20 protein-coding genes and 1 pseudogene are annotated in these 22,100 nt (G+C 71.8%); 12 read left to right on the top strand and 9 right to left on the bottom strand.

What is annotated here, in order from left to right; translation table 11 throughout:
• The first annotated feature begins 61 nt into the window (after window positions 1–61).
• Complete coding sequence (locus ACFZCY_RS21935) at window positions 62–2,212, top strand: primosomal protein N' (protein WP_391175555.1); 2,151 nt, start codon at window positions 62–64, stop codon at window positions 2,210–2,212.
• A gap of 9 nt (window positions 2,213–2,221) precedes the next feature.
• Here the strand turns inward: ACFZCY_RS21935 and ACFZCY_RS21940 are convergent, their stop codons facing one another.
• The gene (locus tag ACFZCY_RS21940; RefSeq protein ID WP_391175557.1) at window positions 2,222–2,743 is read right to left on the bottom strand and encodes a hypothetical protein; all 522 of its coding nucleotides are present in this window, start codon (window positions 2,741–2,743) and stop codon (window positions 2,222–2,224) included.
• Window positions 2,744–2,978: 235 nt separating this feature from the next.
• Between ACFZCY_RS21940 and fmt the strand changes: the two genes are divergently transcribed.
• The 3 genes from fmt (at window position 2,979) to ACFZCY_RS21955 (ending at window position 7,480) form a co-directional block, all read left to right on the top strand.
• Window positions 2,979–3,908, top strand: a complete 930-nt coding sequence (gene fmt, locus ACFZCY_RS21945) for a methionyl-tRNA formyltransferase (protein WP_391175561.1) — start codon at window positions 2,979–2,981, stop codon at window positions 3,906–3,908.
• A 142-nt stretch (window positions 3,909–4,050) separates the two neighbouring features.
• On the top strand, window positions 4,051–5,979 hold the full coding sequence (locus tag ACFZCY_RS21950) for an ABC transporter transmembrane domain-containing protein (RefSeq protein WP_391175565.1): 1,929 nt from the start codon (window positions 4,051–4,053) through the stop codon (window positions 5,977–5,979).
• Window positions 5,980–6,031: 52 nt separating this feature from the next.
• Window positions 6,032–7,480 carry a transcription antitermination factor NusB gene (locus ACFZCY_RS21955; RefSeq protein ID WP_391175568.1) on the top strand — a complete coding sequence of 483 codons (1,449 nt, stop codon included), beginning with the start codon at window positions 6,032–6,034 and terminating at the stop codon, window positions 7,478–7,480.
• Between the two features lie 13 nt (window positions 7,481–7,493).
• On the opposite strand, the gene ACFZCY_RS21960 is transcribed toward ACFZCY_RS21955, so the two are convergent.
• Window positions 7,494–8,261: a hypothetical protein gene (locus tag ACFZCY_RS21960; RefSeq protein WP_391175571.1), complete on the bottom strand. Its 768-nt coding sequence runs from the start codon at window positions 8,259–8,261 to the stop codon at window positions 7,494–7,496.
• A 27-nt stretch (window positions 8,262–8,288) separates the two neighbouring features.
• Entirely contained in the window at window positions 8,289–9,443 is a 1,155-nt protein-coding gene (locus ACFZCY_RS21965) for a hypothetical protein (RefSeq protein ID WP_391175574.1), read from the bottom strand.
• Window positions 9,444–9,756: 313 nt separating this feature from the next.
• Between ACFZCY_RS21965 and ACFZCY_RS21970 the strand changes: the two genes are divergently transcribed.
• The gene (locus ACFZCY_RS21970) at window positions 9,757–11,976 is read left to right on the top strand and encodes an NADP-dependent isocitrate dehydrogenase (protein WP_391175577.1); all 2,220 of its coding nucleotides are present in this window, start codon (window positions 9,757–9,759) and stop codon (window positions 11,974–11,976) included.
• A gap of 98 nt (window positions 11,977–12,074) precedes the next feature.
• On the opposite strand, the gene ACFZCY_RS21975 is transcribed toward ACFZCY_RS21970, so the two are convergent.
• Complete coding sequence (locus tag ACFZCY_RS21975) at window positions 12,075–13,004, bottom strand: serine hydrolase (RefSeq protein WP_391175579.1); 930 nt, start codon at window positions 13,002–13,004, stop codon at window positions 12,075–12,077.
• 195 nt (window positions 13,005–13,199) lie between these two features.
• Between ACFZCY_RS21975 and rpe the strand changes: the two genes are divergently transcribed.
• Both rpe and ACFZCY_RS21985 read left to right on the top strand, forming a co-directional pair.
• A complete protein-coding gene (gene rpe, locus ACFZCY_RS21980; RefSeq protein ID WP_391175582.1) occupies window positions 13,200–13,898 on the top strand; it encodes a ribulose-phosphate 3-epimerase in 699 nt (232 codons plus the stop codon).
• Window positions 13,899–14,010: 112 nt separating this feature from the next.
• Complete coding sequence (locus ACFZCY_RS21985) at window positions 14,011–15,000, top strand: sugar-binding domain-containing protein (RefSeq protein WP_391175975.1); 990 nt, start codon at window positions 14,011–14,013, stop codon at window positions 14,998–15,000.
• Window positions 15,001–15,107: 107 nt separating this feature from the next.
• On the opposite strand, the gene ACFZCY_RS21990 is transcribed toward ACFZCY_RS21985, so the two are convergent.
• A complete protein-coding gene (locus tag ACFZCY_RS21990; protein ID WP_391175585.1) occupies window positions 15,108–15,764 on the bottom strand; it encodes a response regulator in 657 nt (218 codons plus the stop codon).
• The gene (locus ACFZCY_RS21995; protein ID WP_391175588.1) at window positions 15,761–16,138 is read right to left on the bottom strand and encodes an ATP-binding protein; all 378 of its coding nucleotides are present in this window, start codon (window positions 16,136–16,138) and stop codon (window positions 15,761–15,763) included. The genes ACFZCY_RS21990 and ACFZCY_RS21995 overlap by 4 nt, the downstream gene beginning before the upstream one ends.
• Before the next feature lie 225 nt (window positions 16,139–16,363).
• On the opposite strand from ACFZCY_RS21995, the gene ACFZCY_RS22000 reads away from it, so the two are divergent.
• Window positions 16,364–16,528: a hypothetical protein gene (locus ACFZCY_RS22000; RefSeq protein WP_391175591.1), complete on the top strand. Its 165-nt coding sequence runs from the start codon at window positions 16,364–16,366 to the stop codon at window positions 16,526–16,528.
• A gap of 184 nt (window positions 16,529–16,712) precedes the next feature.
• Here the strand turns inward: ACFZCY_RS22000 and ACFZCY_RS22005 are convergent.
• Window positions 16,713–16,985, bottom strand: a pseudogene (locus ACFZCY_RS22005) (IS481 family transposase); the annotation flags it as partial.
• Between the two features lie 14 nt (window positions 16,986–16,999).
• Between ACFZCY_RS22005 and ACFZCY_RS22010 the strand changes: the two are divergent.
• Both ACFZCY_RS22010 and ACFZCY_RS22015 read left to right on the top strand, forming a co-directional pair.
• Window positions 17,000–17,188, top strand: coding sequence for a Tn3 family transposase (locus ACFZCY_RS22010; RefSeq protein ID WP_391175594.1), 189 nt, complete (start codon window positions 17,000–17,002; stop codon window positions 17,186–17,188).
• The gene (locus tag ACFZCY_RS22015; protein WP_391175597.1) at window positions 17,185–17,508 is read left to right on the top strand and encodes a Tn3 family transposase; all 324 of its coding nucleotides are present in this window, start codon (window positions 17,185–17,187) and stop codon (window positions 17,506–17,508) included. Before ACFZCY_RS22010 ends, ACFZCY_RS22015 begins: the two co-directional genes overlap by 4 nt.
• Before the next feature lie 195 nt (window positions 17,509–17,703).
• Here the strand turns inward: ACFZCY_RS22015 and ACFZCY_RS22020 are convergent, their stop codons facing one another.
• Window positions 17,704–19,278 carry a DHA2 family efflux MFS transporter permease subunit gene (locus tag ACFZCY_RS22020; RefSeq protein WP_391175600.1) on the bottom strand — a complete coding sequence of 525 codons (1,575 nt, stop codon included), beginning with the start codon at window positions 19,276–19,278 and terminating at the stop codon, window positions 17,704–17,706.
• Between the two features lie 33 nt (window positions 19,279–19,311).
• Window positions 19,312–19,911: an NAD(P)H-dependent oxidoreductase gene (locus ACFZCY_RS22025; RefSeq protein ID WP_391175603.1), complete on the bottom strand. Its 600-nt coding sequence runs from the start codon at window positions 19,909–19,911 to the stop codon at window positions 19,312–19,314.
• Window positions 19,912–20,027: 116 nt separating this feature from the next.
• Between ACFZCY_RS22025 and ACFZCY_RS22030 the strand changes: the two genes are divergently transcribed.
• The gene (locus ACFZCY_RS22030) at window positions 20,028–20,765 is read left to right on the top strand and encodes a TetR/AcrR family transcriptional regulator C-terminal domain-containing protein (protein WP_391175606.1); all 738 of its coding nucleotides are present in this window, start codon (window positions 20,028–20,030) and stop codon (window positions 20,763–20,765) included.
• A 279-nt stretch (window positions 20,766–21,044) separates the two neighbouring features.
• On the top strand, window positions 21,045–22,070 hold the full coding sequence (locus ACFZCY_RS22035; protein WP_391175609.1) for a tyrosine-type recombinase/integrase: 1,026 nt from the start codon (window positions 21,045–21,047) through the stop codon (window positions 22,068–22,070).
• The last annotated feature ends 30 nt before the right edge of the window (window positions 22,071–22,100 follow it).

Raw genomic sequence — 22,100 nt, forward strand, 5'->3', positions numbered from 1 at the left:
CGGACGCCCCTCGCGGCGTCCGGGCCGTCGTGTGTCCGAGTCCTCTGCTAAGACTTGATCTGTGAGCAGCGACGACGAGCGGCGCAAGGCCCCGGAGGGGGAGCCGCAGGGGGGTGAGCAGCTCGCGCTCATCCGGGACAGCGTGCGCAAGGCCAAGGTGCCGCGGGCCAAGCCGCGGACCTGGCGGGGGGCCGCGCTGGCCAAGGAGCGGCCGGTGGCCAAGGTGCTCGTGGACAAGGGCCCGGTGCACCTCGACAAGCTGTGGGACTACGCGGTCCCGGCCGAGATGGACGCCGAGGCCCGGCCCGGGGTGCGGGTGCGGGTGCGGTTCGGGGCCGGGACCGGCAAGGTGCGCGAGGGGCGGCGCGAGGGCGGCGGGCTGCTCGACGGGTACATCGTCGAGCGGGTCGCCGAGTCCGACTACCGCGGTCCGCTGGCGGCCATCGCCCAGGTCGTCTCGCCCGAGCCGGTGCTCGGTCCGGGGCTGCTCGCGCTGTGCCGGGCCGTCGCCGACCGGTACGCCGGATCGCTCGCCGACGTCCTGCAGCTGGCCATGCCCAAGCGCAACGTCCGCGCCGAGTCCGAGACGTCCCCGCGGCCACTGCCCCCGCCCGGGCCGCCCGCGCCCGGCAGCTGGGCCCGCTATCCGGCCGGGCCCGGGTTCCTGGACGCGCTCGCGGGCGGCGGCACGCCCCGGGCCGTATGGACCGCCCTCCCCGGACCGCACTGGCCGGACGAGTGGGCCGCCGCGGTCGCCGCCACCCTCGCCTCCGGGCGCGGCGCGCTCGTCGTCGTCCCCGACGGACGCACCGCCGCCCGGGTCGACGCGGCGCTCACCCGGGCGCTCGGCGGCCCGGGGCGGCATGTGCTGCTCACCGCGGACCTCGGCCCCGAGGAGCGGTACCGGCGGTGGCTGGCGGTCAGCCGCGGCTCGGTGCGGGCCGTGGTCGGCACCCGGGCGGCCATGTTCGCGCCGGTCCGCGACCTCGGCCTGGTGGGCATCTGGGACGACGGCGACCAGAGCCACAGCGACGACCACGCCCCGCAGCCGCATGCCCGCGACGTCCTGCTGCTGCGCGCCGTGCACGAGAAGACGGGCTTCCTGCTGGGCGACCTCGGCCGCACCGTGGAGGCCGCCCAGCTGGTGGAGAACGGCTGGGCCCGGCCCCTGGAGGCCGACCGCGAGCAGGTCCGCGCGGCGGCCCCGCTGATCCGTACCGTGGACGAGGGCGAGGTGGCCCGGGACGCCGAGGCCCGCGCCGCCCGGCTGCCCACGCTCGCCTGGCAGACCGTGCGCGAGGCGCTGACCCGCGGCCCGGTGCTGGTGCAGGTGCCGCGCCGGGGCTACGTACCCCGGCTGGCCTGTGAGCGCTGCCGCGAGCCCGCCCGCTGCCGGCACTGCTCGGGCCCGCTGGAGGCGCGCGACGCGGACCGGCTGGCGTGCGGCTGGTGCGGGCGGGCCGAGACCGCCTGGCACTGCGCGGAGTGCGGGGGCGTACGGCTGCGGGCGAGCGTCGTCGGCGCCCGGCGCACCGCGGAGGAGCTGGGCCGCGCCTTTCCCGCCGTTCCGGTCCGCACCTCGGGCCGCGATCACGTCCTGGACACCGTGCCGGACCGCCCGTCGCTCGTCGTCAGCACCCCGGGCGCCGAACCGGTCGCCGAGGGCGGCTACGCGGCCGCCCTGCTGCTCGATGGCTGGGCCCTGCTCGGCCGCCCCGACCTGCGCGCGGGCGAGGACGCGCTGCGCCGCTGGCTGGAAGCGGCCGCGCTGGTGCGGGGGCATGAGGACGGTGGCCTGGTCGTGGTGACCGCGGAACCGACGCAGCGGCCCGTCCAGGCGCTGGTGCGCTGGGACCCGGCCGGTTTCGCGACGCGCGAACTCGCCGAGCGGTCCCAGCTGGGCTTCCCGCCGGTCTCCCGGATGGCGGCGGTGGCCGGACCGGGGGAGGCGGTGGCCGAGCTGATCGCCTCGGCGTCGCTGCCGGAGGGGACCGAGACCCTGGGCCCCGTCCCGCTGCCCCCCACCCCGCCGGGCCGTCCGCGCCGCCCCGGCGACCCGCCGCCCGGCGAGCAGTGGGAGCGCGCCCTGCTGCGGGTGCCCCCGGGCCAGGGCCGCGCCCTGGCCGCGGCCGTCAAGGAGGCCAAGGCCCTGCGGCTGGCCCGCGGCGACAAGGACCCGACGGTCCGCGTCGACCCCCTGGACATCGGCTGACGGGGCCCGTCAGCCGTTGCGGGGGCCGGGGAAGGCGGTGGGGCGGGGGTCCTCGCGCAGCGGCGGGGCGGACTGCGGGGGGACGGAGCGGGCGGCCGGTACGGACGGGACCGGCGGCACCGCGGCGGGCTCGGGGCTGTGCGCCGCCGGGGGCTCGCCGCCCTCCGCGGTGCTCGCCGCGGCGGCGCGGCGGGAGCCGTAGCGGCGGTGCACAGCCTGCTTGGTGACGCCGAGCGCGGACCCCACCGCGTCCCACGAGAAGCCGAGCGACCGGTCGAAGTCGACCGCGGCCGTGACCAGGGTCTCGACGCTGTCCCGCAGCTCCTGGGCGAGCCGCACGGTGGGCGCCGGGGCGCGGCCGTAGACGACGAAGCCCGCGGACGGTCCGGTGCGCCGCGGCCGGTAGACGTTGCCGAGCTGGGCGGTGAGGGTGCGCAGCGCGTCCACCTGCCGGCGGACCCGCTCGATGTCCCGGACCAGGAGGTGCAGGCTGGCCCGTGCCTGGGCGTCGTGAGTTGCGTGGTCGGCCATGAACAAGCCTCTCGAACCGGCGGTGAAAGGGGGTGGGCGGGACGGGGACCGGGCCGCGGTCGCGGCCCGGCGAGGTCAATCTCTCTTGACCAACGCGGCACCCGCCCGTCGGTCACGGTCCGGGGCGTGCGGGAGTCGGCCCGTACGCCCCCCGGGATCGCCGGACCATAGACTGAGGCGGCGTTTCCGCCGTTCTCCGCCCTGTACGCCTTGAATGAGAGGTAGTTCGCCACCCATGAGGCTCGTCTTCGCCGGTACCCCCGAGGTCGCCCTGCCCGCGCTGGACGCACTGATCGCGTCCGACCGGCATGAGGTGGTGGCCGTCGTGACCCGTCCCGACGCGCCCGCCGGGCGCGGCCGCCGGCTGGTGGCCAGCCCGGTCGCGGAGCGGGCCGAGGAGGCGGGCATCGAGGTGCTGAAACCGGCCAAGCCGCGGGACGCCGACTTCCTCGCCCGGCTCACCGAGATCGCCCCGGACTGCTGCCCGGTGGTGGCCTACGGCGCGCTGCTGCCCAAGGCGGCGCTGGAGATCCCGGCGCACGGCTGGGTCAATCTGCACTTCTCGCTGCTGCCCGCGTGGCGCGGTGCGGCGCCGGTGCAGCACGCGGTGCTCGCGGGTGACGAGGTGACCGGGGCGTCGACGTTCCAGATCGAGGAGGGGCTGGACTCCGGGCCGGTGTACGGGGTGGTGACCGAGGACGTACGGCCCACCGACACCAGCGGCGATCTGCTGAACCGGCTGGCCTTCGCCGGGGCCGGGCTGCTGGCGGCGACGATGGACGGCATCGAGGACGGTTCGCTGCGGGCGGTGCCGCAGTCCGCCGAGGGCGTCTCGCTCGCCCCGAAGATCAACGTCGAGGACGCGGAGATCGACTGGTCGGCGCCCGCCCTGCGGGTCGACCGGCTGGTGCGCGGGTGCGCCCCGGCGCCGGGCGCGTGGACGACGTTCCGCGGGGAGCGGCTGAAGGTGGTCTCGGCGGCGCCGGTGGCGGACCGTACGGATCTGGCCCCCGGCGCGCTCGCCGCGACCAAGAAGGCGGTCTACGTGGGCACGGGCAGCCATGCCGTGGAGCTGACCTGGGTCCGGCCGCAGGGCAAGAAGCCGATGCGCGCGGCGGACTGGGCCCGTGGGGTGCGGATCGCCGAGGGCGAGCGGCTGGGGTGACAAGCCGGGACGCGGGCGCGCCGGGAGGGCGGGCGTTGACCTGAACCTTGGTTCAAGTCCTACCGTCCTCAGTACGTGCCGCCGGTCCGGACCCACCGGCGTAATCACCGTGGCGGCACCCCGAACCCTTCGGAGGTGCGCGATGAGCATGGAAGTCACCGCGTGGCATTCCCTGTACCAGGCCACACACGCCAGCGACGACCGGCGGCCCTTCTCCCGGGCGACCCTGCGCCGCATCGGGGCCTTCGCCCGCCCGCATCGCCGCCCGCTGCTGCTGTTCGTCGCCCTGAGCACGGTGGTGGCGGTGACCGCGGTCGCCACCCCGCTGCTCGCGGGCCGGGTGGTGAACGCGATCGACCGGCACGCGCACCAGTCCACGGTGCTCGGGCTGGCCGGGCTGATCGCCGCCATCGCCGTGGCCGAGGCGGCGCTGGGGCTGCTGACCCGGCGGCTGTCCGCGAACATCGGGGAGGGGCTGATCCTCGATCTGCGCACCGCCGTCTTCGACCATGTGCAGCGGATGCCGGTCGCCTTCTTCACCCGCACCCGCACCGGTGCGCTGGTCAGCCGCCTGAACAACGATGTGATCGGCGCGCAGCGGGCGTTCAGCGACACCCTCTCGGGGGTGGTGAGCAACGCGGTGACGCTGCTGCTCACCTTCGTCGTGATGGTCGGCATCTCCTGGCAGATCACGCTGCTCGCGCTGGTGATCCTGCCGGTCTTCCTGCTGCCCGCCCGCCGGGTCGGCCGCCGGCTCGCCAGGCTGCGGCGCGAGGCGGCGGCGCACAACGCCGCGATGGGCACCCAGATGACCGAGCGGTTCTCCGCGCCCGGCGCGACGCTGGTGAAGCTCTTCGGCCGCCCGGCCGAGGAGTCCGCCGAATTCGCCGCGCGGGCCCGCCGGGTGCGGGACATCGGCGTCCGTACGGCGATGGTCCAGGTCTCGTTCGTCACCGCGCTGACCCTCGTCTCCGCCCTGGCCCTCGCCCTCGTCTACGGCCTCGGCGGCTACTACGCGCTGCGCGGCAGCCTCGACCCCGGCGCCGTCGTCTCCCTCGCGCTGCTGCTCACCCGGCTGTACGCGCCGCTGACCGCGCTGGCCGGGGCGCGGGTGGAGGTGATGAGCGCGCTCGTCAGCTTCGAGCGGGTCTTCGAGGTGCTGGACCTGAAGCCGCTGATCACCGAGAAGCCGGACGCCCGGCGGGTCCCGGACGGGCCGGTGTCGGTGGAGTTCGACCACGTCGACTTCGGCTACCCGTCCGCCGACAAGGTGTCGCTGGCCTCCCTGGAGGAGGTCGCCCAGCTGGACACCCGCGGCGGCGTCCAGGTGCTGCACCAGGTGTCCTTCCGCGCCGAACCCGGCCAGATGGTCGCCCTGGTGGGCTCCTCCGGCGCGGGCAAGTCGACCATCGCGCAGCTGCTGCCGCGCCTGTACGACACCGACGCGGGCGCCGTCCGGATGTCCGGCGTGGACGTCCGCGACCTGACCGCCGCCTCGCTGCGCGAAACCCTCGGCATGGTCACCCAGGACGGCCACCTCTTCCACGACACCATCCGCGCCAACCTGCTGCTGGCCCGCCCCGAGGCGACCGAGGACGAGCTGTGGGAGGTGCTGCGCCGGGCCCGGCTGGAGGGGCTGATCGCGTCGCTGGCGGAAGGTCTCGACACCGTCGTCGGCGAACGCGGCTACCGCCTCTCCGGCGGTGAGCGCCAGCGGCTGACCATCGCCCGGCTGCTGCTGGCCCGCCCCCGGGTGGTGATCCTCGACGAGGCCACCGCCCATCTGGACTCCACCTCCGAGGCCGCCGTGCAGGAGGCGCTGGCCGAGGCGCTGGACGGGCGGACCGCGGTGGTGATCGCCCACCGGCTGTCCACCGTGCGGGCCGCGGACCTCATCCTCGTCGTGGAGGACGGCCGGATCGTGGAGCGCGGCACCCACCACGCGCTGCTCGCCGCCGAGGGGCGCTACGCGGAGCTGTACCGCACCCAGTTCGAAACCCAGGACCCCGGGGTGCCCGGAGAGCCCGGAGATCCCGAGGAGCCGAGGGAGACGGCGGGGGCGCTCGGCTGAGCCGCGTACGCTGGGGGGCTGATCACTCGATACCTTCCGGAGCACATTTCCCGTGAGCCCCCAGTCCGGCCCTCCCCGTCGCAGCCGCCCCGGCAAGCCCTACCGCCGACCGAAGAAGGACCCCGTACGGATCCTCGCCTTCGAGGCGCTGCGGGCCGTCGACGAACGGGACGCGTACGCCAACCTCGTCCTCCCGCCCCTGCTCCGCAAGGCGCGGGAGGACGGCGGCTTCGACGCCCGGGACGCGGCGCTCGCCACCGAGCTGGTCTACGGCACCCTGCGCCACCAGGGCACGTACGACGCGATCATCGCCGAATGCGTGGACCGCCCGCTGCGCGAGGTGGACCCGCCCGTCCTCGACGTGCTGACCCTCGGTGCCCACCAGCTGCTGGGCACCCGCATCCCCACCCACGCCGCGGTCTCCGCGAGCGTCGAACTGGCCCGGGTGGTGCTCGGCGACGGGCGCGCCAAGTTCGTCAACGCCGTGCTGCGCAAGATCGCCGCCGCCGACCTCGACACCTGGCTGGAACGGGTCGCCCCGCCGTACGACGAGGACCCCGAGGACCATCTCGGCGTCGTCCACGCGCATCCGCGCTGGATCGTCTCGGCGCTGTGGGACGCGCTCGGCGGCGGCCGGGCCGGGATCGAGGACCTGCTGGAGGCCGACAACGAACGGCCCGAGGTCACCCTCGTCGCCCGCCCCGGCCGGTCCGACCCCGGCGAACTGGTCGCCGCCGTCGGCGAGGAGTCTGCGCTGCCGGGCCGCTGGTCCCCGTACGCCGTGCGGCTCACCGAGGGCGGCGAACCCGGGGCGCTGGACGCGGTCCGGGAGGGGCGCGCCGGGGTGCAGGACGAGGGCAGCCAGCTCGTCGCCCTCGCGCTCGCGAACGCCCCGCTGGACGGCCCCGACCGGCGCTGGCTGGACGGCTGCGCGGGCCCCGGCGGCAAGGCCGCGCTGCTCGGCGCGCTCGCCGCGGGGCGCGGCGCGGCCCTGCTGGCCGCCGAGAAGCAGCCGCACCGGGCCCGGCTGGTGGAGCGCGCCCTGGCCGGGAACCCCGGCCCGTACCAGGTGATCGCCGCCGACGGGACCCGCCCGCCGTGGCGGCCGGAGAGCTTCGACCGGGTGCTGGTCGACGTGCCGTGCACCGGCCTCGGCGCGCTGCGCCGCCGCCCCGAGGCGCGCTGGCGCCGCCGCCCCGAGGACCTGGCCGGGTTCGCCCCGCTCCAGCGCGGCCTGCTGCGCGAGGCGCTGGCCGCCGTACGCATCGGCGGCGTCGTCGGCTACGCGACCTGCTCCCCGCACCCGGCCGAGACCCGCGCCGTGGTCGAGGACGTGCTGGGAGAGGCCGGCAAGGGCCAGGGCGCGACGGCCGAGTGGATCGACGCCCGCCCCCTGATGCCGGACGTCCCCGCGCTCGGTGAGGGCCCCGACGTCCAGCTGTGGCCGCATCTGCACGGCACCGACGCCATGTACCTGGCCCTGCTGCGCCGCACCGCCTGACGCGGCCGGACCGTCAACTGAAGATCGCCAGGGGGCGCACCTCCAGTACGCCCTCCGCCTCCTCCCAGCTCTGCACCTTGCCCAGGCAGAGTCCGGGGAAGGAACCGGGAGCCTCCTTGTCCCCGCGCAGCCCGGTGGACAGGCACGACATCCGGACCCGGACGCCCGGGGCGGACGCGTAGTCGGCGACGAAGACGGTCCGGCCGTCCGTCCGGTCCCCGGAGTCCTTCCGGAAACTCCCGGTGAGCAGCACGAACATCCGCTCCGTGCGGCTGAGTGGGGCGGTCTCGCTCCGTGGCCGTCCCGCCAGGGCCTTCTTCAGCGCCGCGTTCCGCCGTACGGTGCCCTGCCGCAGATCGGCGTGGACGATGGCATCACTGCGCTCCAGACCGTCCACGATGACGCCGATCGCGGAGATCGGCTCGGCCTTCTCGATGTACTTGACGACGACATCACGGCTGGTCTCGATGGAGGCGTCCGGCCCGAGGAAGGGGATGAACTGGAGCGTGAGGCCGAGGGCCCTGCTTCTGGTGGTCCGCAGCTGGACCTCCTTCCTGAGCGACACGGAGTACCGGTTCAGCTGGAAGTTGTCCATGATCGTCGTGTTGTCGAGGTAGATGCACGTCCAGTCGACCATCAGACGCTCCGAGGGGCGTCTGCGCCGCCGCCGGGCGCCGATCAGAAGGGCCACGGCCGCCACGAGACTCGCGGCGGTCGCCAGCCAGAGGAGCATCCACGGCCACCAGATGTCCCACCACAGGCTGTCATGGAAGAGGGGCACGGTTTCACCTCGATGTGTCCGGGCCGGTCAGTCCGTAGGTGCGGCCGGGCAGTCGTCCACGATGCGGAGCATCCGTTCCAGGACCGCGGGCTTCGGCGTTCCCGCCTTGGTCTCGTCGTGGCCGGCGGGTTCGGCGGGCGGTGGCGGTACGCCTTGTCGCCGCAGGTAGGTCCTCAGCGCGTCGGTGCCGAGGCTGCGGCTGCCGTCGCTCCGGGATCCGAGGACGCGGAAGCCGAGCTCCGTCGCGCGGCGGCGCAGCGCGGGGTCGCCGACGAGAAGTCCGGCGAGCCGGTCGGCCCTGTGACTGAGCATGATGAACTGCGGCCGGGTCATGATCGGAACCCTGGGATAGAGCAGCACGCGGTCGGAGTCGAACGTGTGCCGCGCGGCGCTGTACCGGGCCTGGTAGGCGAGGTACTGGTGCTCGTAGACCACCACGATCGGGTCGCGGGTCGGGTCCTTGTGGGCGGAGTACTGCTGGAACAGGTCGGCGCCGGCGCTGCCCTGCGCGGTCAGCAGCGGTTTGATCTTCCACGCGACTCTCTCGGCCTCCGCGGCCCCGGCGGGCACTCTGCCGCCGTTGCGGGTATAGGCGACCAGGCTCAGATAGGTGTCCGACGAATTGGACTGGCAGATGTCCGAGGTCCGGGCGAGGACGACGTTGCCGTTCCGGATGTCCTGTTCGCCGATGCCCAGGTCGTTCCAGGTCTCGCCACGCTCGGTCAGGTCGAGGAACTTGTCCATGTCGAGCGAGTAGTAGAGCGGCTTGCCCCCGCCTGAGGGGGACTGCGGGGTGGCCACACCCGCCTTGCGCAGGGTCTCGGCATACGGGCGGTAGGTGGCGAGGACCAGCGGTGTCTCCAGCGGCCACTTCGAATCGCTGTACTTGCCACGCGCCTCCCGCGCATCGGTGATCAGCCGCCCGGCGGCCGGGCCGGAGGGGAAGGCGAAGTCGTAGCCGTCCAGGCTTCCCACCGCCACTTCGCGGGACCCCGCGCTGAGGGTGTGCACCCGGATGCCGTGCCTGAGCAGGATCCGGGTGACTTCCGGGTCCTCGAAGAGCGCGGCCTTGGAACCGAGCCGTCCCTCCAGGGTCGTCACCGGCTGGAACGGCAGGAACAGATGGCCGGCCGACGCCAGCCGGACCGTCCCGGCCACCACAAGGGCGAACGCCAGAGGCAAGGCCAGTGCGCGGAGGCGGTGGAGGAGGGGAGGGCGGGGCGGGCGCATGATGCGCAGACCGGGTTCCGCTCTCCCGGAGCTCGCGGTGTATGCCGTATCGTCCACAGGTCCCCCCAGACACAGCGCGTACGTCCCATAGCATGCCCCGGTCCCGTGGCCCTGGGGAGACATCGGCGCGAAAGGGGGGTGAAGACGGCGCCCGGCCGTTCTCTCCTCCCGAGCCGGGTCCAGCGGGCGGGGGGCTTTCGAACGTGAGCCGGTAACGGGATATCTTGATGTCGAGCAATGTTGCAGACGTGGAGCGGAGCACCCGGTGACTGACTCGACCATCATCTATACGCACACCGACGAGGCCCCGGCCTTGGCGACGTATTCGTTCCTGCCCGTGGTCGAGGCCTACGCCTCGACGGCCGGGGTCTCCGTGGAGCGGCGGGACATCTCCCTGGCCGGGCGCATCATCGCTCAGTTCCCCGAGCGTCTTCAGGAGAGCCAGCGCATCGAGGACGCCCTCGCCGAGCTGGGCGAGCTGGCCAAGACGCCCGAGGCCAACATCATCAAGCTGCCGAACATCTCGGCCTCCATCCCGCAGCTGAAGGCGGCCGTCGCCGAGCTGCAGGAGCAGGGCTACGCGCTGCCGGACTACCCGGACGACCCGAAGACCGACGAGGAGCGGGACATCCGCGCCCGCTACGACAAGGTCAAGGGCAGCGCCGTCAACCCGGTGCTGCGCGAGGGCAACTCCGACCGCCGCGCCCCGGCGTCGGTCAAGAACTACGTCAAGGCCAACCCGCACCGCATGGGCGCCTGGTCGGCCGATTCGAAGACCAACGTCGCCCACATGACCGGCGACGACTTCCGCTCCACCGAGAAGTCCGCGGTGATCGCCGAGGACGGCACGCTGCGCATCGAGCTGACCGGTGACGACGGCTCCACCACCGTGCTGCGCGAGTCGGTGCCGGTGCTCGCGGGCGAGGTCGTGGACGCGTCCGTGATGCGGGTCGCGGTGCTGCGCGAGTTCCTGAAGGAGCAGGTCGCCCGGGCCAAGGCCGAGGGCGTGCTGTTCTCTGTGCACCTGAAGGCCACGATGATGAAGGTCTCCGACCCGATCATCTTCGGCCATGTCGTACGGGCCTTCTTCCCGAAGACGTTCGCCGCGTACGGCCAGGCGCTGGCCGCGGCCGGGCTCACCCCGAACGACGGGCTCGGCGGCATCCTCAAGGGCCTGGAGTCGCTGCCCGAGGGCGCGAAGATCAAGGAGTCCTTCGAGGCGGAGCTGGCCGAGGGCCCGGAGCTGGCCATGGTCGACTCCGACCGCGGCATCACCAACCTGCACGTCCCGAGCGACGTCATCGTCGACGCCTCCATGCCGGCCATGATCCGCACCTCGGGCCACATGTGGGACACCAAGGGCGAGGAGGCCGACACCCTCGCGGTCATCCCGGACAGCAGCTACGCGGGCATCTACCAGGTCGTCATCGACGACTGCCGCGCCAACGGCGCCTTCGACCCGTCCACCATGGGCTCGGTGCCCAACGTCGGTCTGATGGCGCAGAAGGCCGAGGAGTACGGCAGCCACGACAAGACCTTCGAGATCCCGGCCACCGGCACCGTGCGGGTGACCGACGGCCAGGGCAACCTGGTGCTGGAGCAGACGGTCAGCGAGGGCGACATCTTCCGGATGTGCCAGACCAAGGACGCCCCGATCCGGGACTGGGTCAAGCTCGCCGTCACCCGCGCCCGCGCGACCGGCGACCCGGCGGTGTTCTGGCTGGACGAGGGCCGCGCCCACGACGCCAACCTCATCGCCAAGGTCGAGCAGTACCTCCCGGAGCACGACACCGAGGGGCTGCGCATCGAGATCATGTCGCCGGTGGAGGCGATCGCGTTCTCCCTGGAGCGCATCCGCCGCGGCGAGAACACCATCTCGGTCACCGGCAACGTGCTGCGTGACTACCTGACCGACCTGTTCCCGATCCTGGAGCTGGGCACCAGCGCCAAGATGCTGTCGGTCGTGCCGCTGATGAACGGCGGCGGGCTGTTCGAGACCGGCGCCGGCGGCTCCGCGCCCAAGCACGTGCAGCAGCTGGTCAAGGAGAACTACCTGCGCTGGGACAGCCTGGGTGAGTTCCTGGCGCTCGCGGTCAGCTTCGAGCACCTGGCGCAGACCACGAACAACGCGCGGGCCCAGGTGCTCGCCGACACCCTGGACCGGGCGACCGCCACGTTCCTCCAGGAGAACAAGTCGCCCAGCCGCCGGGTCGGTGGCATCGACAACCGCGGCAGCCACTTCTACCTGGCGCTCTACTGGGCCCAGGAGCTGGCCAAGCAGACCGAGGACGCCCAGCTCGCGGAGTCCTTCAAGGCGCTCGCCGCGACGCTGACCGAGCAGGAGCAGACCATCGTGGACGAGCTGCTCGCCGTCCAGGGCTCGCCGTCCGACATCGGCGGCTACTACCAGCCCGACCCGGCCAAGGCGTCGGCCGTGATGCGTCCGTCGAAGACCCTCAACCAGGCGCTGTCCGCCCTGCGCTGACGGTTCTCGCCGCTTCCGCACGGTCCGCGTACCGTACGGAACCGCCCCGGCAGGTGCTCGCGCCCTGCCGGGGCGGTTCCGTGTCGGGGCACGGACGGCTACGGCCCCGCGGGTATCACTTCCCGCGGGGCGGGGGTCAGGGTGTACGGCTTCGCCGCGGCCACCGCCGGATGGAGGTCCCTGTGGACCGCGCGGGCCACGGCCTGGATGGTGGCGACCCCGTCGTTCATGCGGGCGTTGTCCTGGGTGAGCACCGTGAGCGTGTAGTCATGGCCGTGCCCGGTGAACGCGCCGATGCTGTGCACCCGCCAGCCGTGCGTGGCGCGGGACAGCCAGCCGTTCTTCACCTGGATCGTGGCGCCGCGCGGCGCGCCCGCCGGGGTGCCCCAGCGCTGCGACCGGACGACGCCGCGCATCAGCCCGAGGGCGTACGCCCGGGACCTGTTGCCGAGTACCGGGTTGTGGTGGGTCAGCAGTTCCAGCAGTCTCTGCTCGTCCTTCGCGGTGATCCGGGTCAGCCCCCAGTGGCCGCCGTCGCCGGGCACGGTCCTCGTCATCCCGGCGAGCCGCAGGAACGCCTTGACCCTCCGCACCCCGAGCCGACGCCACAGGGCGGTCGTGGCGGCGTTGTCCGACCTGGTGATCATGGCGGTGGCCAGGGTGCCCTCGTGGCGCGTCAGACGCCGGTGGTGAGTCCGCGCGTCCCGCAGCAGGGTGGCCAGAACGGTCACCTTCACCACGCTCGCCGAGTCGAACCACTGGTCGCCGCGCAGCGTGCAGCCGGTGCCGGTGGTGTGGTCGCGCAGGGCGACCGCCGCGGTGACGGACCTGCCGCGCAGCGCGGCGGTGACATCCCGGGACAGCCTGGTGGCGAGGCCGGGCCTGGCCGAGGCGCAGGCCACCGCCGGGCTCGCCGTGGCGGCTCCGGCCCTGGTCACCGGAGCGGTGAGGATTCCCGCGGCCAGCGCGAGGGAGAGGGCGGCGCGGGAGCGCGCGTGGAGGGGCTGCCCTGTCGTGATCGGTCGCATCGTCGCCTTCGCCTTCGCCTTTTCTCCCTTTTCCAAGATCCTTGATCACGACATCGCGCCACCCGCGGGGCGGCAAGCGGGACGAGGCAACCGGGGGGTGACCCGGGCGGCGACCGGGGCGGGCCAACCGGACGGCGACCGGTTCGTGATCATCCCGGGTCCATGGCCCGGCGGCGGGCGTGGCAGGCTGGTCCCATGGCCGTGCAGATCAATCCCAGCATCCTGTCCGCGGACTTCTCCCGCCTCGCGGACGAAGCCAAGGCCGTCGAGGGTGCCGACTGGCTCCATGTCGACGTCATGGACAACCACTTCGTGCCCAACCTGACCCTCGGAGTGCCGGTGGTGGAGGCGCTGGGCAAGGCGACGGACACACCGATGGACTGCCATCTCATGATCGAGGACCCGGACCGCTGGGCCCCGAGCTACGTGGAGGCGGGGGCGGGCTCGGTCACCTTCCACGTGGAGGCCGCGGCCGCGCCCGTACGGCTGGCGCGCGAGATCCGGGCCAAGGGTGCGCGGGCGGCGATGGCGCTCAAGCCCGCGACCCCCATCGAGCCGTACGAGGATCTGCTGCCCGAGCTGGACATGCTGCTGGTGATGACCGTGGAGCCCGGCTTCGGCGGGCAGGCGTTCCTCGACATCATGCTGCCCAAGATCCGCCGCACCCGTGAGCTGATCTCCCGGCACGGACTGGAGATGTGGCTCCAGGTGGACGGCGGGGTGTCCGCCTCGACCATCGAGCGGTGCGCGGAGGCGGGCGCCGATGTGTTCGTGGCGGGTTCCGCGGTCTACGGTGCGCAGGACCCGGACAAGGCCGTACGCGAGCTGCGCGCCCTGGCCGAGAACGCGGCGGGCGCCGGCGGGCTGTGCGGCCACGAAGCTACTGGTCGGTGAACGTCACAGTAAAGCGCGAACCAACTCAGCCGTTTCTGACAGGATGAACGGTGAGGCCGGAACATTGACAAGTGAGGAGACCGCGGTGTCGACGGGCCGTTCAGCCACGCGGATGGGACCCGCCGAACTGGTGCAGGCGGCGGCCATGGCGCGCCGCTTCTACCTCGAGGGCAAGTCCAAGATCCAGATTGCCGAGGAGTTCGGGGTCAGCCGCTTCAAGGTCGCGCGGGTGCTGGAGACCGCGCTCGAACGCGACTTGGTGCGGATCGAGATCCGGGTTCCCGCCGAACTCGACGCGGAGCGCTCCGACGCGCTGCGCGCCCGCTACGGGCTGCGCCACGCGGTCGTCGTGGAGTCCCCGGCCGACGCCGAGGCCGACACCCCGGACCCGGAGAACCTGGGCGAGGTCGCCGCCGACCTGCTCGGCGAGCTGGTGAACGAGGGCGATGTGCTCGGGCTGGCCTGGGGCCGTTCCACCATCCACATGGCCGCGGCGCTGCACCGGCTGCCCCCGTGCACCGTCGTCCAGCTCACCGGCGTGTACGACGCGGGCACGGCCGAGCGCGGCTCGGTCGAGGCGGTCCGGCGCGCCGCCGCCGTCTCCGGCGGCGAGGCCCACCCGATCTACGCGCCGATGCTGCTGCCGGACACCGCCACGGCCGACGCGCTGCGCGGACAGACCGGGATCGCCCGGGCCTTCGAGTACTTCGACAAGGTCACCGTGGCGTGCGTGTCCATCGGCTCCTGGGAAGCCGGGATCTCCACCGTGCACGACATGCTCACCGAGGAGGAGCGGGCCCACTACGAGAGCCTGGGCGCCGCCGCCGAGATGTCGGCCCACCTCTTCGACGCCGAGGGCCGCCGCATCGGCCGCGACCTGGGCGAGCGGTGCATCACCGTGGAGGCCGACCGGCTGCGCCGGATCCCCGAGGTGGTGGCGATCGCGGGCGGCCGCCGCAAGGCCGCGGCGATCGGCGCGGTGCTGCGGTCGGGGCTGGTCACCAGCCTGGTGACGGACACGACGGCGGCCGACCATCTGCTGCTGGAGGCGGACCCGGGCCCCCGCCCCGCCCTCGACCGGGCCGATCCCGACGGCGTGTAGGCGGTGCCCTCCCGGCGCCCTCGGGCGCCGGGCGCAGCACGCCCTGTCAGCAGCATCCGCGGGCCGGACCCACCTTTCCCGGTGACCCGGCACCCTCATCTCCAGGGCTACCCGGACCGCGGCAGCTGGTTCTCCCAGGCCCAGACCGCTATCTCCACCCGGTTGCGTAAGCCGAGTTTGGACTGGGCGCCGGCCACGTGGCTCTTGACCGTGCTCAGCGAGATGAACAGCTCTGCGGCGATCTCTTGGTTGGTGCGCCCCCGGGCGATCGCCTTGATGACCTCGATCTCCCGTTCGGAGAGCCGTTTGGCGGGGCGGGATGCCTTGGAGATCTTGGCCGGGGCGAGGTGTTGCAGGAGCCGTACCGTGATCGAGGGGGAGATCAGGGCCTCCCCGGTGCTCGCGGCGCGGACGGCCTCGACGAGCAGGGCGGGTCCCGCGTCCTTGAGGATGAAGCCGACCGCGCCCGAGCGCAGCGCGCCGTAGACGTACTCGTCCAAGTCGAAGGTGGTCACGATGACCACCCGCAGGGGGGCGGCGACGCCGGGGCCGGCGAGGGCGCGGGTGACCTCGATGCCGTCGAGGCGGGGCATCCGGATGTCGACCAGGCAGACGTCGGGGCGCAGGCGGCGGGCCATCTCGATCGCCTCGGTGCCGTCGGACGCCTCGCCGACCACGGTGATGTCGGGCTGGTCCTCGAGGATGAGGCGCAGGCCGCTGCGGATGATCGCCTGGTCGTCGGCGATCAGGATCCTGATGGTCACCGGTCTCCTCCCGCGGCGATGGGCAGCGTGGCGTGGACGGACCAGCCCGCCTCGGAACGCGGGCCGACGCGCAGCGTTCCGCCGAGGGCCTCGACGCGCTCGCGCATCCCGATCAGGCCGAAGCCGCTGCGGTGCGGATAGCGGGGGCCGCCGGGTGGGGCGTCGTCGGTGATCTCGACCGTGATGGTCTCGGGTGTCCGGTGTACCTCGATCGTGGTCAGCCGGGCGTTCGGCGCGTGCCGGGCGATGTTGGTGAGGGCCTCCTGCACCATCCGGTAGACGGTGGTGGTGACCTCCGGGGGCCACGGCGCCTTGTCCTCGGGCAGGGTGAGCCGGATGGCGGGACCGTGCCCGAGGACCTCGAAGCGCCGCACGAGCTCGGTGAGCCGCTCCGGACCCCTTGAACCCCTTCCGTAATGTGGTCGGGCCAAGCAAAAGGGGCGCGCTCGGCCCGACCACACGTCAGTGGTCGAAACCGAGAGACGCCCTCGACGAGGGGCGCAGCAGCCCCCGAAGGGTCCTACTCCGACGGATCTTGACGCACGCGCCGAGGAACTGCAGAAGAAGATCAATAAGCCCCTTGAGCGGGGGCGGCGCGCATGACGGACGAGACGTGCGAGGGATGCCAGAAGTACACCGCGTTGCGGGAGCAGGCGAAGCAGAACGGGAAATACCGAGCGGCGGCCGACTACGAACTTTTGCGCCGACGACACCCGTCCCACGAGGACCCCGGCACCGCCGTTCGATGGGGGCTGCCCGCATGAGCCGACCGACGCCGTACAACGGCCCGAAGCGTGGGCAGGAAGCCTATGACACAGCGACGGGACGCATCGGTGTCCTCCAGGACATCTGTCATGTCGATGTGCTTGCGTTCGACCACAGGATGGAGAGGCCGAGAAGGACCACCCCGACGACAACTAGATGTCCGTCCGTCCCGACGTAGGCATACTAGGTGTGTTGTCCGGGGAGGTTGGTGACGCGACTGTCCGGGTGTGGCCGCTGATTCCGGTGTGGGGTCGGTGGTAGTTGTACCAGTCCAGCCAGTCGGGAAACGCTGCCTGGCCGCGGGCTGATGCCCAGATCACGGCAGGTCTGCCGCCAGGTGTTCTTGCTGTAGGACCAGGCGTTGTCGGTCAGCACGCGCTCGACGGTCACGCCGCGTGCGGCGAACCAGGCGGCAGCCCGTCGCAGGAAGGCCGCGCAGGCAGCCGCCTTCTCGTCACTGGCAGGACCTCATGCGCGTGGTGCTGTCGATCCGCGAGGGGCGGCTGTCCTCGGCCGCGCTGCTGCGCAGGCTGGGCAACGAGTCCAAGCGCAACCGCATCTACCAGGCATACCGCGAGCTCGGCCGGGTCATGAGGACGATCGTGCTCCTCAGGTTCCCCTCTCGGAACCCGAGCTGCGCGAGTCGATCCAGGCGATGACGAACAAGGTCGAGGCGTTCCACAAGTTCAGCAACTGGCTGATGTTCGCCTCCGACGTGCTCCAGGACAACGACCCGGACCATCAGGAGAAGACCATCAAGTTCAACGAGCTGCTGGCGAACTGCCTCAATTTTTATACCGCTGTGGACATCACGAAGGTGGCCAGCGACCTCATCGACGAGGGATGGGAGGTGGACCCGGTGGACCTGGCCACCGTCACCCCGTACATCACCAGCAAGACCCGCCGCTTCGGCACTTGGCACTTGGACATGGAGCCGCCCGAGAACGAGGCGATGAGGCGGCTGCGGATGGCCGCGTGACCAGTGCGGTCTACGCGATGAACCGAAGGCGACCGCATCGACACAGTCGGAAGGGGCGTCCGAAGCCATCTCCTATGGCTTCGGACGCCCCTTTATGGCTTCGGACGCCCCTTCTTTTCCGGTCGGCCAGGTCAGTGCCACCGCGCCCGCAGTTTCGTTCCCGGCGGTACTGAGGTGAGGGTTTTCGGCCCGCCTTCAACGAAGCTGTGTGGACTGGGCGGTGGCCGATGTCGTCGGCGGTTGGGTGTCCTGCGTTGACGGCTTGGGGCGCGGTGGCGTTTCGCGCACGAGCCAGGCGGCGCCGAACGCGATCGCCGAGAGAAGGGCGACACCGGCGAGGACGCCGTGCAGGCCACTGGTGACGGCTTCCCGAACGGTGTCACGGACGGGGGCGGACAGGTGGCTCAGCAGGGCCGGAGTCAGTGCACCCCCGGTGGTCAGCTGGTCTGCGGCATGCTGGCCGAGCCGCTCGGCCAGGACGCTGCCCATACGGCTCGTGTATACGGCGCCCAGCACCGCGACGCCCAATGAGCCGCCGATGGTGCGCACGAGGGTGACGGTCCCTGTGGCGGCGCCCATGTCGCGGGGGTCGGCGCTGTTCATCGTGGCGAGCAGGGTGCTCTGCATGAGGAGGCCGATGCCCACTCCGATGATCAGGGTGAGTGCCGAGGCGACGACTGCTGTGGTGTCCGTATTGAGCAGGAGCAGCAGGAGTGTGCCGGTGATCGTGACGGCACCTCCGAGGATCGGGTAGAGGCGGTCCCGTCCGCCTTGGCCCATGAGTCGGCCGGTGGTCAGTTGCGCTGCGAGCATGCCGGCCATCAGGGGCAAGAGCAGCATGCCACTGGCTGTCGAGGAGGCACCCTGGACGAACTGCATGTACTGCGGCAGGTAGTTCACTACGGAGAGCATGACCGCACCGACGAGGAAACTGAGGATCTGGGCCAGGGTGAAGTTGCGGGTGCGGAACAGCCGGGGCGGGGTGATCGGCTCGGCCACGCGCTGTTCCACGCGGACAAACCAGGCGAGGGACGCGGCGGCGACCGCGCCAAGGGTGACGATCTGCGGCGAGGACCAGGCGTAGCTGGTACCGCCCCAGCTGCCGAGCAGCGTGAGTGTCAGAATGCTGGTGGTAAGCAGGGCAGCGCCGAGGTAGTCGATCCGGACCCTGATCCGTTCTGTCCGCAGCCGGACTCCCGTGCTTGCGGCCAGCAGTGCGACCACGCCGACGGGCAGGTTCACATAGAACGCCCAGCGCCAGCTCAGGTGATCGGTGAGGAATCCGCCGAGTAGGGGCCCGCCGACGAAGGCGACCGGCAGCATCACGCCGATCATCGACTGGGTACGGCCCCTGTCCCTTGCGGGTACCAGCACGCCGATGACTGAGAGCGCGCCGACCATCAGCCCGCCCGCTCCCAGTCCCTGCAGGGCGCGGAAGGCGATGAGCTGCCCCATGTCCTGCGCCAGGCCGGAGAGAGCTGAGCCGGCGAGGAAGAGCACCACCGCGGACAGGTACGCGCCCTTGCGGCCGTACAGGTCGCCGAGCTTGCCCCATATCGGGGTGGCCGCGGCGGCAGTGAGCAGGTAGGCCGTCACCACCCACGACAGGTGGTCGAGGCCGCCGAGGTCGCCCACGACCGTGGGAAGTGCAGTGCTGACGATCTGTCCGTCGAGCGTCGCAAGGAAGATGCCGAGCATGAGCCCGAAGATGCCCAGGTAGGGAAGACGCTGCTGTGCGGGTTCGGGTGCTTCCTCTGCGTGGTTGTTCATTGCTTCCGCCTCAAGTCTGGTGTGGTGGTGGCGTCAGACGGCGTAGGGGCGGACGCTCTTGGCATCGCGCAGGGCGTGGGCCCACCAGGCCAGCTGGTCGAGCATGGACTTGGCCGCGCCGTCGCTGGCCGGGTCAACGGCCTTGCCCTCCGAATCGAACTTGTCGCCGTAGTTGTGGAAGCTGACGGTGTTGCGGATGGTGACGGCGTGCAGCTCGGCAAGTACGACCCGGAGCTGTTCGACCGCGCGCAGGCCGCCGGAAAGGCCGCCGTAGGAGACGAAGCCGACCGGCTTGGCGTGCCACTGCTTGTTGTGCCAGTCGATGGCGTTCTTCAGTGGCGCCGGGAAGCTGTGGTTGTACTCCGGCGTGACGATCACGAAGGCGTCAGCCGCCTCCAGCCTCGGCGACACTGCGGCGAGCAGATCTGTGGTGCCTTCGGCCGGAGGCTGGCCGAAGGCCGGGAAGACAGTGGGCAGCGGGGTCTGGGCCAGGTCGATGAGGTCGACGTCCATGTCCTCGCGCTGAGCGGTGTGGCCGAGCAGCCAGTCGGCCACGACCGGGCCGAAGCGTCCGTCCCTGGTGCTGCCGACGATGACCGCGACCTGCAGACGGGTGTCTTTCTTTCCAGCCATGAATAGCCCCCTCGGTGTGTACGTCGTATCGTTGCAGATACAACGTACACAACTAGATGTACGCCGTCTACTGTCGATACGATGTACACACGTCAAGCCGGAAGGAGCCCGCAACCATGCCCGCTCAGGAGAGCCAGGAAAAGAGCGAGAACAAGTCTCAGGTCTCCCTGTGGGAGCGACTCGAACGCCCGGCGCCCGCCCCCCGTTCGACTCTGTCCCCCCACCGGATTGCTGCGGTCGCGGTTGAGATCGCCGACGCGGAAGGACTCGACGCCGTCACCATGCGACGTCTGGCCACCGAGCTGGGCGTCGCCCCCATGGCCGCCTACCGCTATGTATCCGGGAAGGACGATCTCCTTGAGCTGATGGTCGACTTCGTCTACGGCGAGCTCACCCTCCCCGACGACACCGCCGGCTGGCGGGAGACCATGCGGACCCTCGCCATGCGCACCCGAGCCGTGCTGCTGAAGCACCCCTGGATGGCTCGGACATCGGTACTGGCGCTGACTCCGAACCAGCTGGCTGTGCCGGAGTGCGTGCTGGCCACACTCGATGCCCTCGGTCTGGACGCCGACACGATGATGGCCGTCTCCCGCACCGTCACCGCGTATGTGCACGGTGCTGTCGACGCCGAAATCGGCTTGCTCCGGCTGATGCAGGAACGGGGATGGTCCAGCGGGCACGAAACGAGGTCCGGACTGGCACCACGGATGACCTGGCTCATGAACACCGGCCGGTACCCCACCTACCAGCGCTACACTCTCGAGGCCACTCGTAAGGACGACCCGCAGTGGCAGTTCGAAGTCGGGCTGGACTGCGTCCTCGACGGGATCGCCGCCCACATGGGCATCTGATCTCTCCGGCGAGGGATGGCCATGAACTCAAAGCGGCGAGACCGCCCGTAGGCCGTGTACAGCTGTCGATAACTGTCACTTCAATCCGTGACGCTGACTCTTCTGGAGCGCTGCCGCGGTAAATACCGGATTTACTGCGGCAGGGCCTCTGCGGTGATCACCGCGACCTGCGGCGGACGATTCCGGTCGCCGGGGCGAGGTGTACGCATTTACTGCGGTAGCGCGTAGGGGCGGGGCGGGCGTGGCGATCGAACCAGTGACCGAACCGGGGCCGGGGGCGTGTTGCGTGTGCCGCGCGCCCGGGTGGTGCCCCTGTCCGCCCCGCCGTCGTACGCCGCGGCGGTCGAGCGGTACTTCACCGGCGCGGGCATCGCGAAGTCCTCCGCGCGGATCTACCGGATCTCGCTGACGACGTGGGGGTGGATGCTCGCCGGCGAACCGGCGCCGACCGGACCCGCCCGCCGGGGCGCGAAGCCACCTATCTTCCCCGTCACCGCGATCGACGACCCAGCCCTGGCGGAGGCCCTGGCCGAACTGGCGGCAGCTCGGGCGGACGAGATGGACGCCGACACCGTCAACCGGGAACTGTCCATCGTCCGCAAGGCAATCGGCTGGTGGCAGCGCCAGGGCTGGATCGTCGGCGACCCGACGATCGGCATCGAGCGGCGGCGGGCACCGCCGGACCGCACCAAGGCACTCTCCGAGAACCAGATCGCTGCCCTGTGGCGCCTGGACGTCGGGCTCAGGGAGAAGACGTTCTGGAAGCTCCTCTACGAAAGTGCCGCACGGGCCGATGAGGTGCTGTGCCTGAACGTGGAGGACCTCTACCCGCAGGACAAGCACGGCAAGGTCACATCGAAGGGCGGGGCGACGGAGTGGATTCACCGGCAATCCGGCACCGACCAGCTGCTGCCCCGGCTGATCGCCCGCCGCACCCGCGGCCCGCTGTTCCTCACCGACCGCAAGGCTCCGGCCGGGACGCCGACGCTGGACGTATGCGAGGAGACAGACCGGGCCCGCCTGTCCTCTCGCCGGGCGGAGGAGATCTTCGAGGAGAACACCCGGCTGCTGGCCAACCCCCTCGCCCGCGAGGAAGACATCGAGGAGTTGGAGGGCTTCACGCTGCACCGGCTACGGCACTCCGCGCTGACGCACGACGCCGAGCGGGGCACCTCCACCCCGATGCTGCTGGCCCGTTCCCGCCACGCCTCCGTCCGCTCCTTGGAGCGGTACGCCCGCCCCGGCGTCGACTCGGTTGCAGCCCACGTCGCCGCATCCGACCCGGCCGCCCGCCGCCGGGACTGATCACAGCGGGCTACGGCACGTTTCCGGTGT

Origin of the sequence: Streptomyces sp. NPDC007983, assembly GCF_042958345.1 — a bacterium.
Taxonomy (GTDB): domain Bacteria; phylum Actinomycetota; class Actinomycetes; order Streptomycetales; family Streptomycetaceae; genus Streptomyces.

Coding starts and splice junctions, on each gene's coding strand:
- ACFZCY_RS22025 (WP_391175603.1), bottom strand. CDS start 19,911: ATGGCTGGAAAGAAAGACACCCGTCTGCAGGTCGCGGTCATCGTCGGC.
- ACFZCY_RS22000 (WP_391175591.1), top strand. CDS start 16,364: ATGACGGACGAGACGTGCGAGGGATGCCAGAAGTACACCGCGTTGCGG.
- ACFZCY_RS21940 (WP_391175557.1), bottom strand. CDS start 2,743: ATGGCCGACCACGCAACTCACGACGCCCAGGCACGGGCCAGCCTGCAC.
- ACFZCY_RS21950 (WP_391175565.1), top strand. CDS start 4,051: ATGAGCATGGAAGTCACCGCGTGGCATTCCCTGTACCAGGCCACACAC.
- ACFZCY_RS21985 (WP_391175975.1), top strand. CDS start 14,011: ATGGGACCCGCCGAACTGGTGCAGGCGGCGGCCATGGCGCGCCGCTTC.
- ACFZCY_RS22010 (WP_391175594.1), top strand. CDS start 17,000: ATGCGCGTGGTGCTGTCGATCCGCGAGGGGCGGCTGTCCTCGGCCGCG.
- ACFZCY_RS21975 (WP_391175579.1), bottom strand. CDS start 13,004: ATGCGACCGATCACGACAGGGCAGCCCCTCCACGCGCGCTCCCGCGCC.
- ACFZCY_RS22020 (WP_391175600.1), bottom strand. CDS start 19,278: ATGAACAACCACGCAGAGGAAGCACCCGAACCCGCACAGCAGCGTCTT.
- rpe (WP_391175582.1), top strand. CDS start 13,200: ATGGCCGTGCAGATCAATCCCAGCATCCTGTCCGCGGACTTCTCCCGC.
- ACFZCY_RS22015 (WP_391175597.1), top strand. CDS start 17,185: ATGACGAACAAGGTCGAGGCGTTCCACAAGTTCAGCAACTGGCTGATG.
- ACFZCY_RS22030 (WP_391175606.1), top strand. CDS start 20,028: ATGCCCGCTCAGGAGAGCCAGGAAAAGAGCGAGAACAAGTCTCAGGTC.
- fmt (WP_391175561.1), top strand. CDS start 2,979: ATGAGGCTCGTCTTCGCCGGTACCCCCGAGGTCGCCCTGCCCGCGCTG.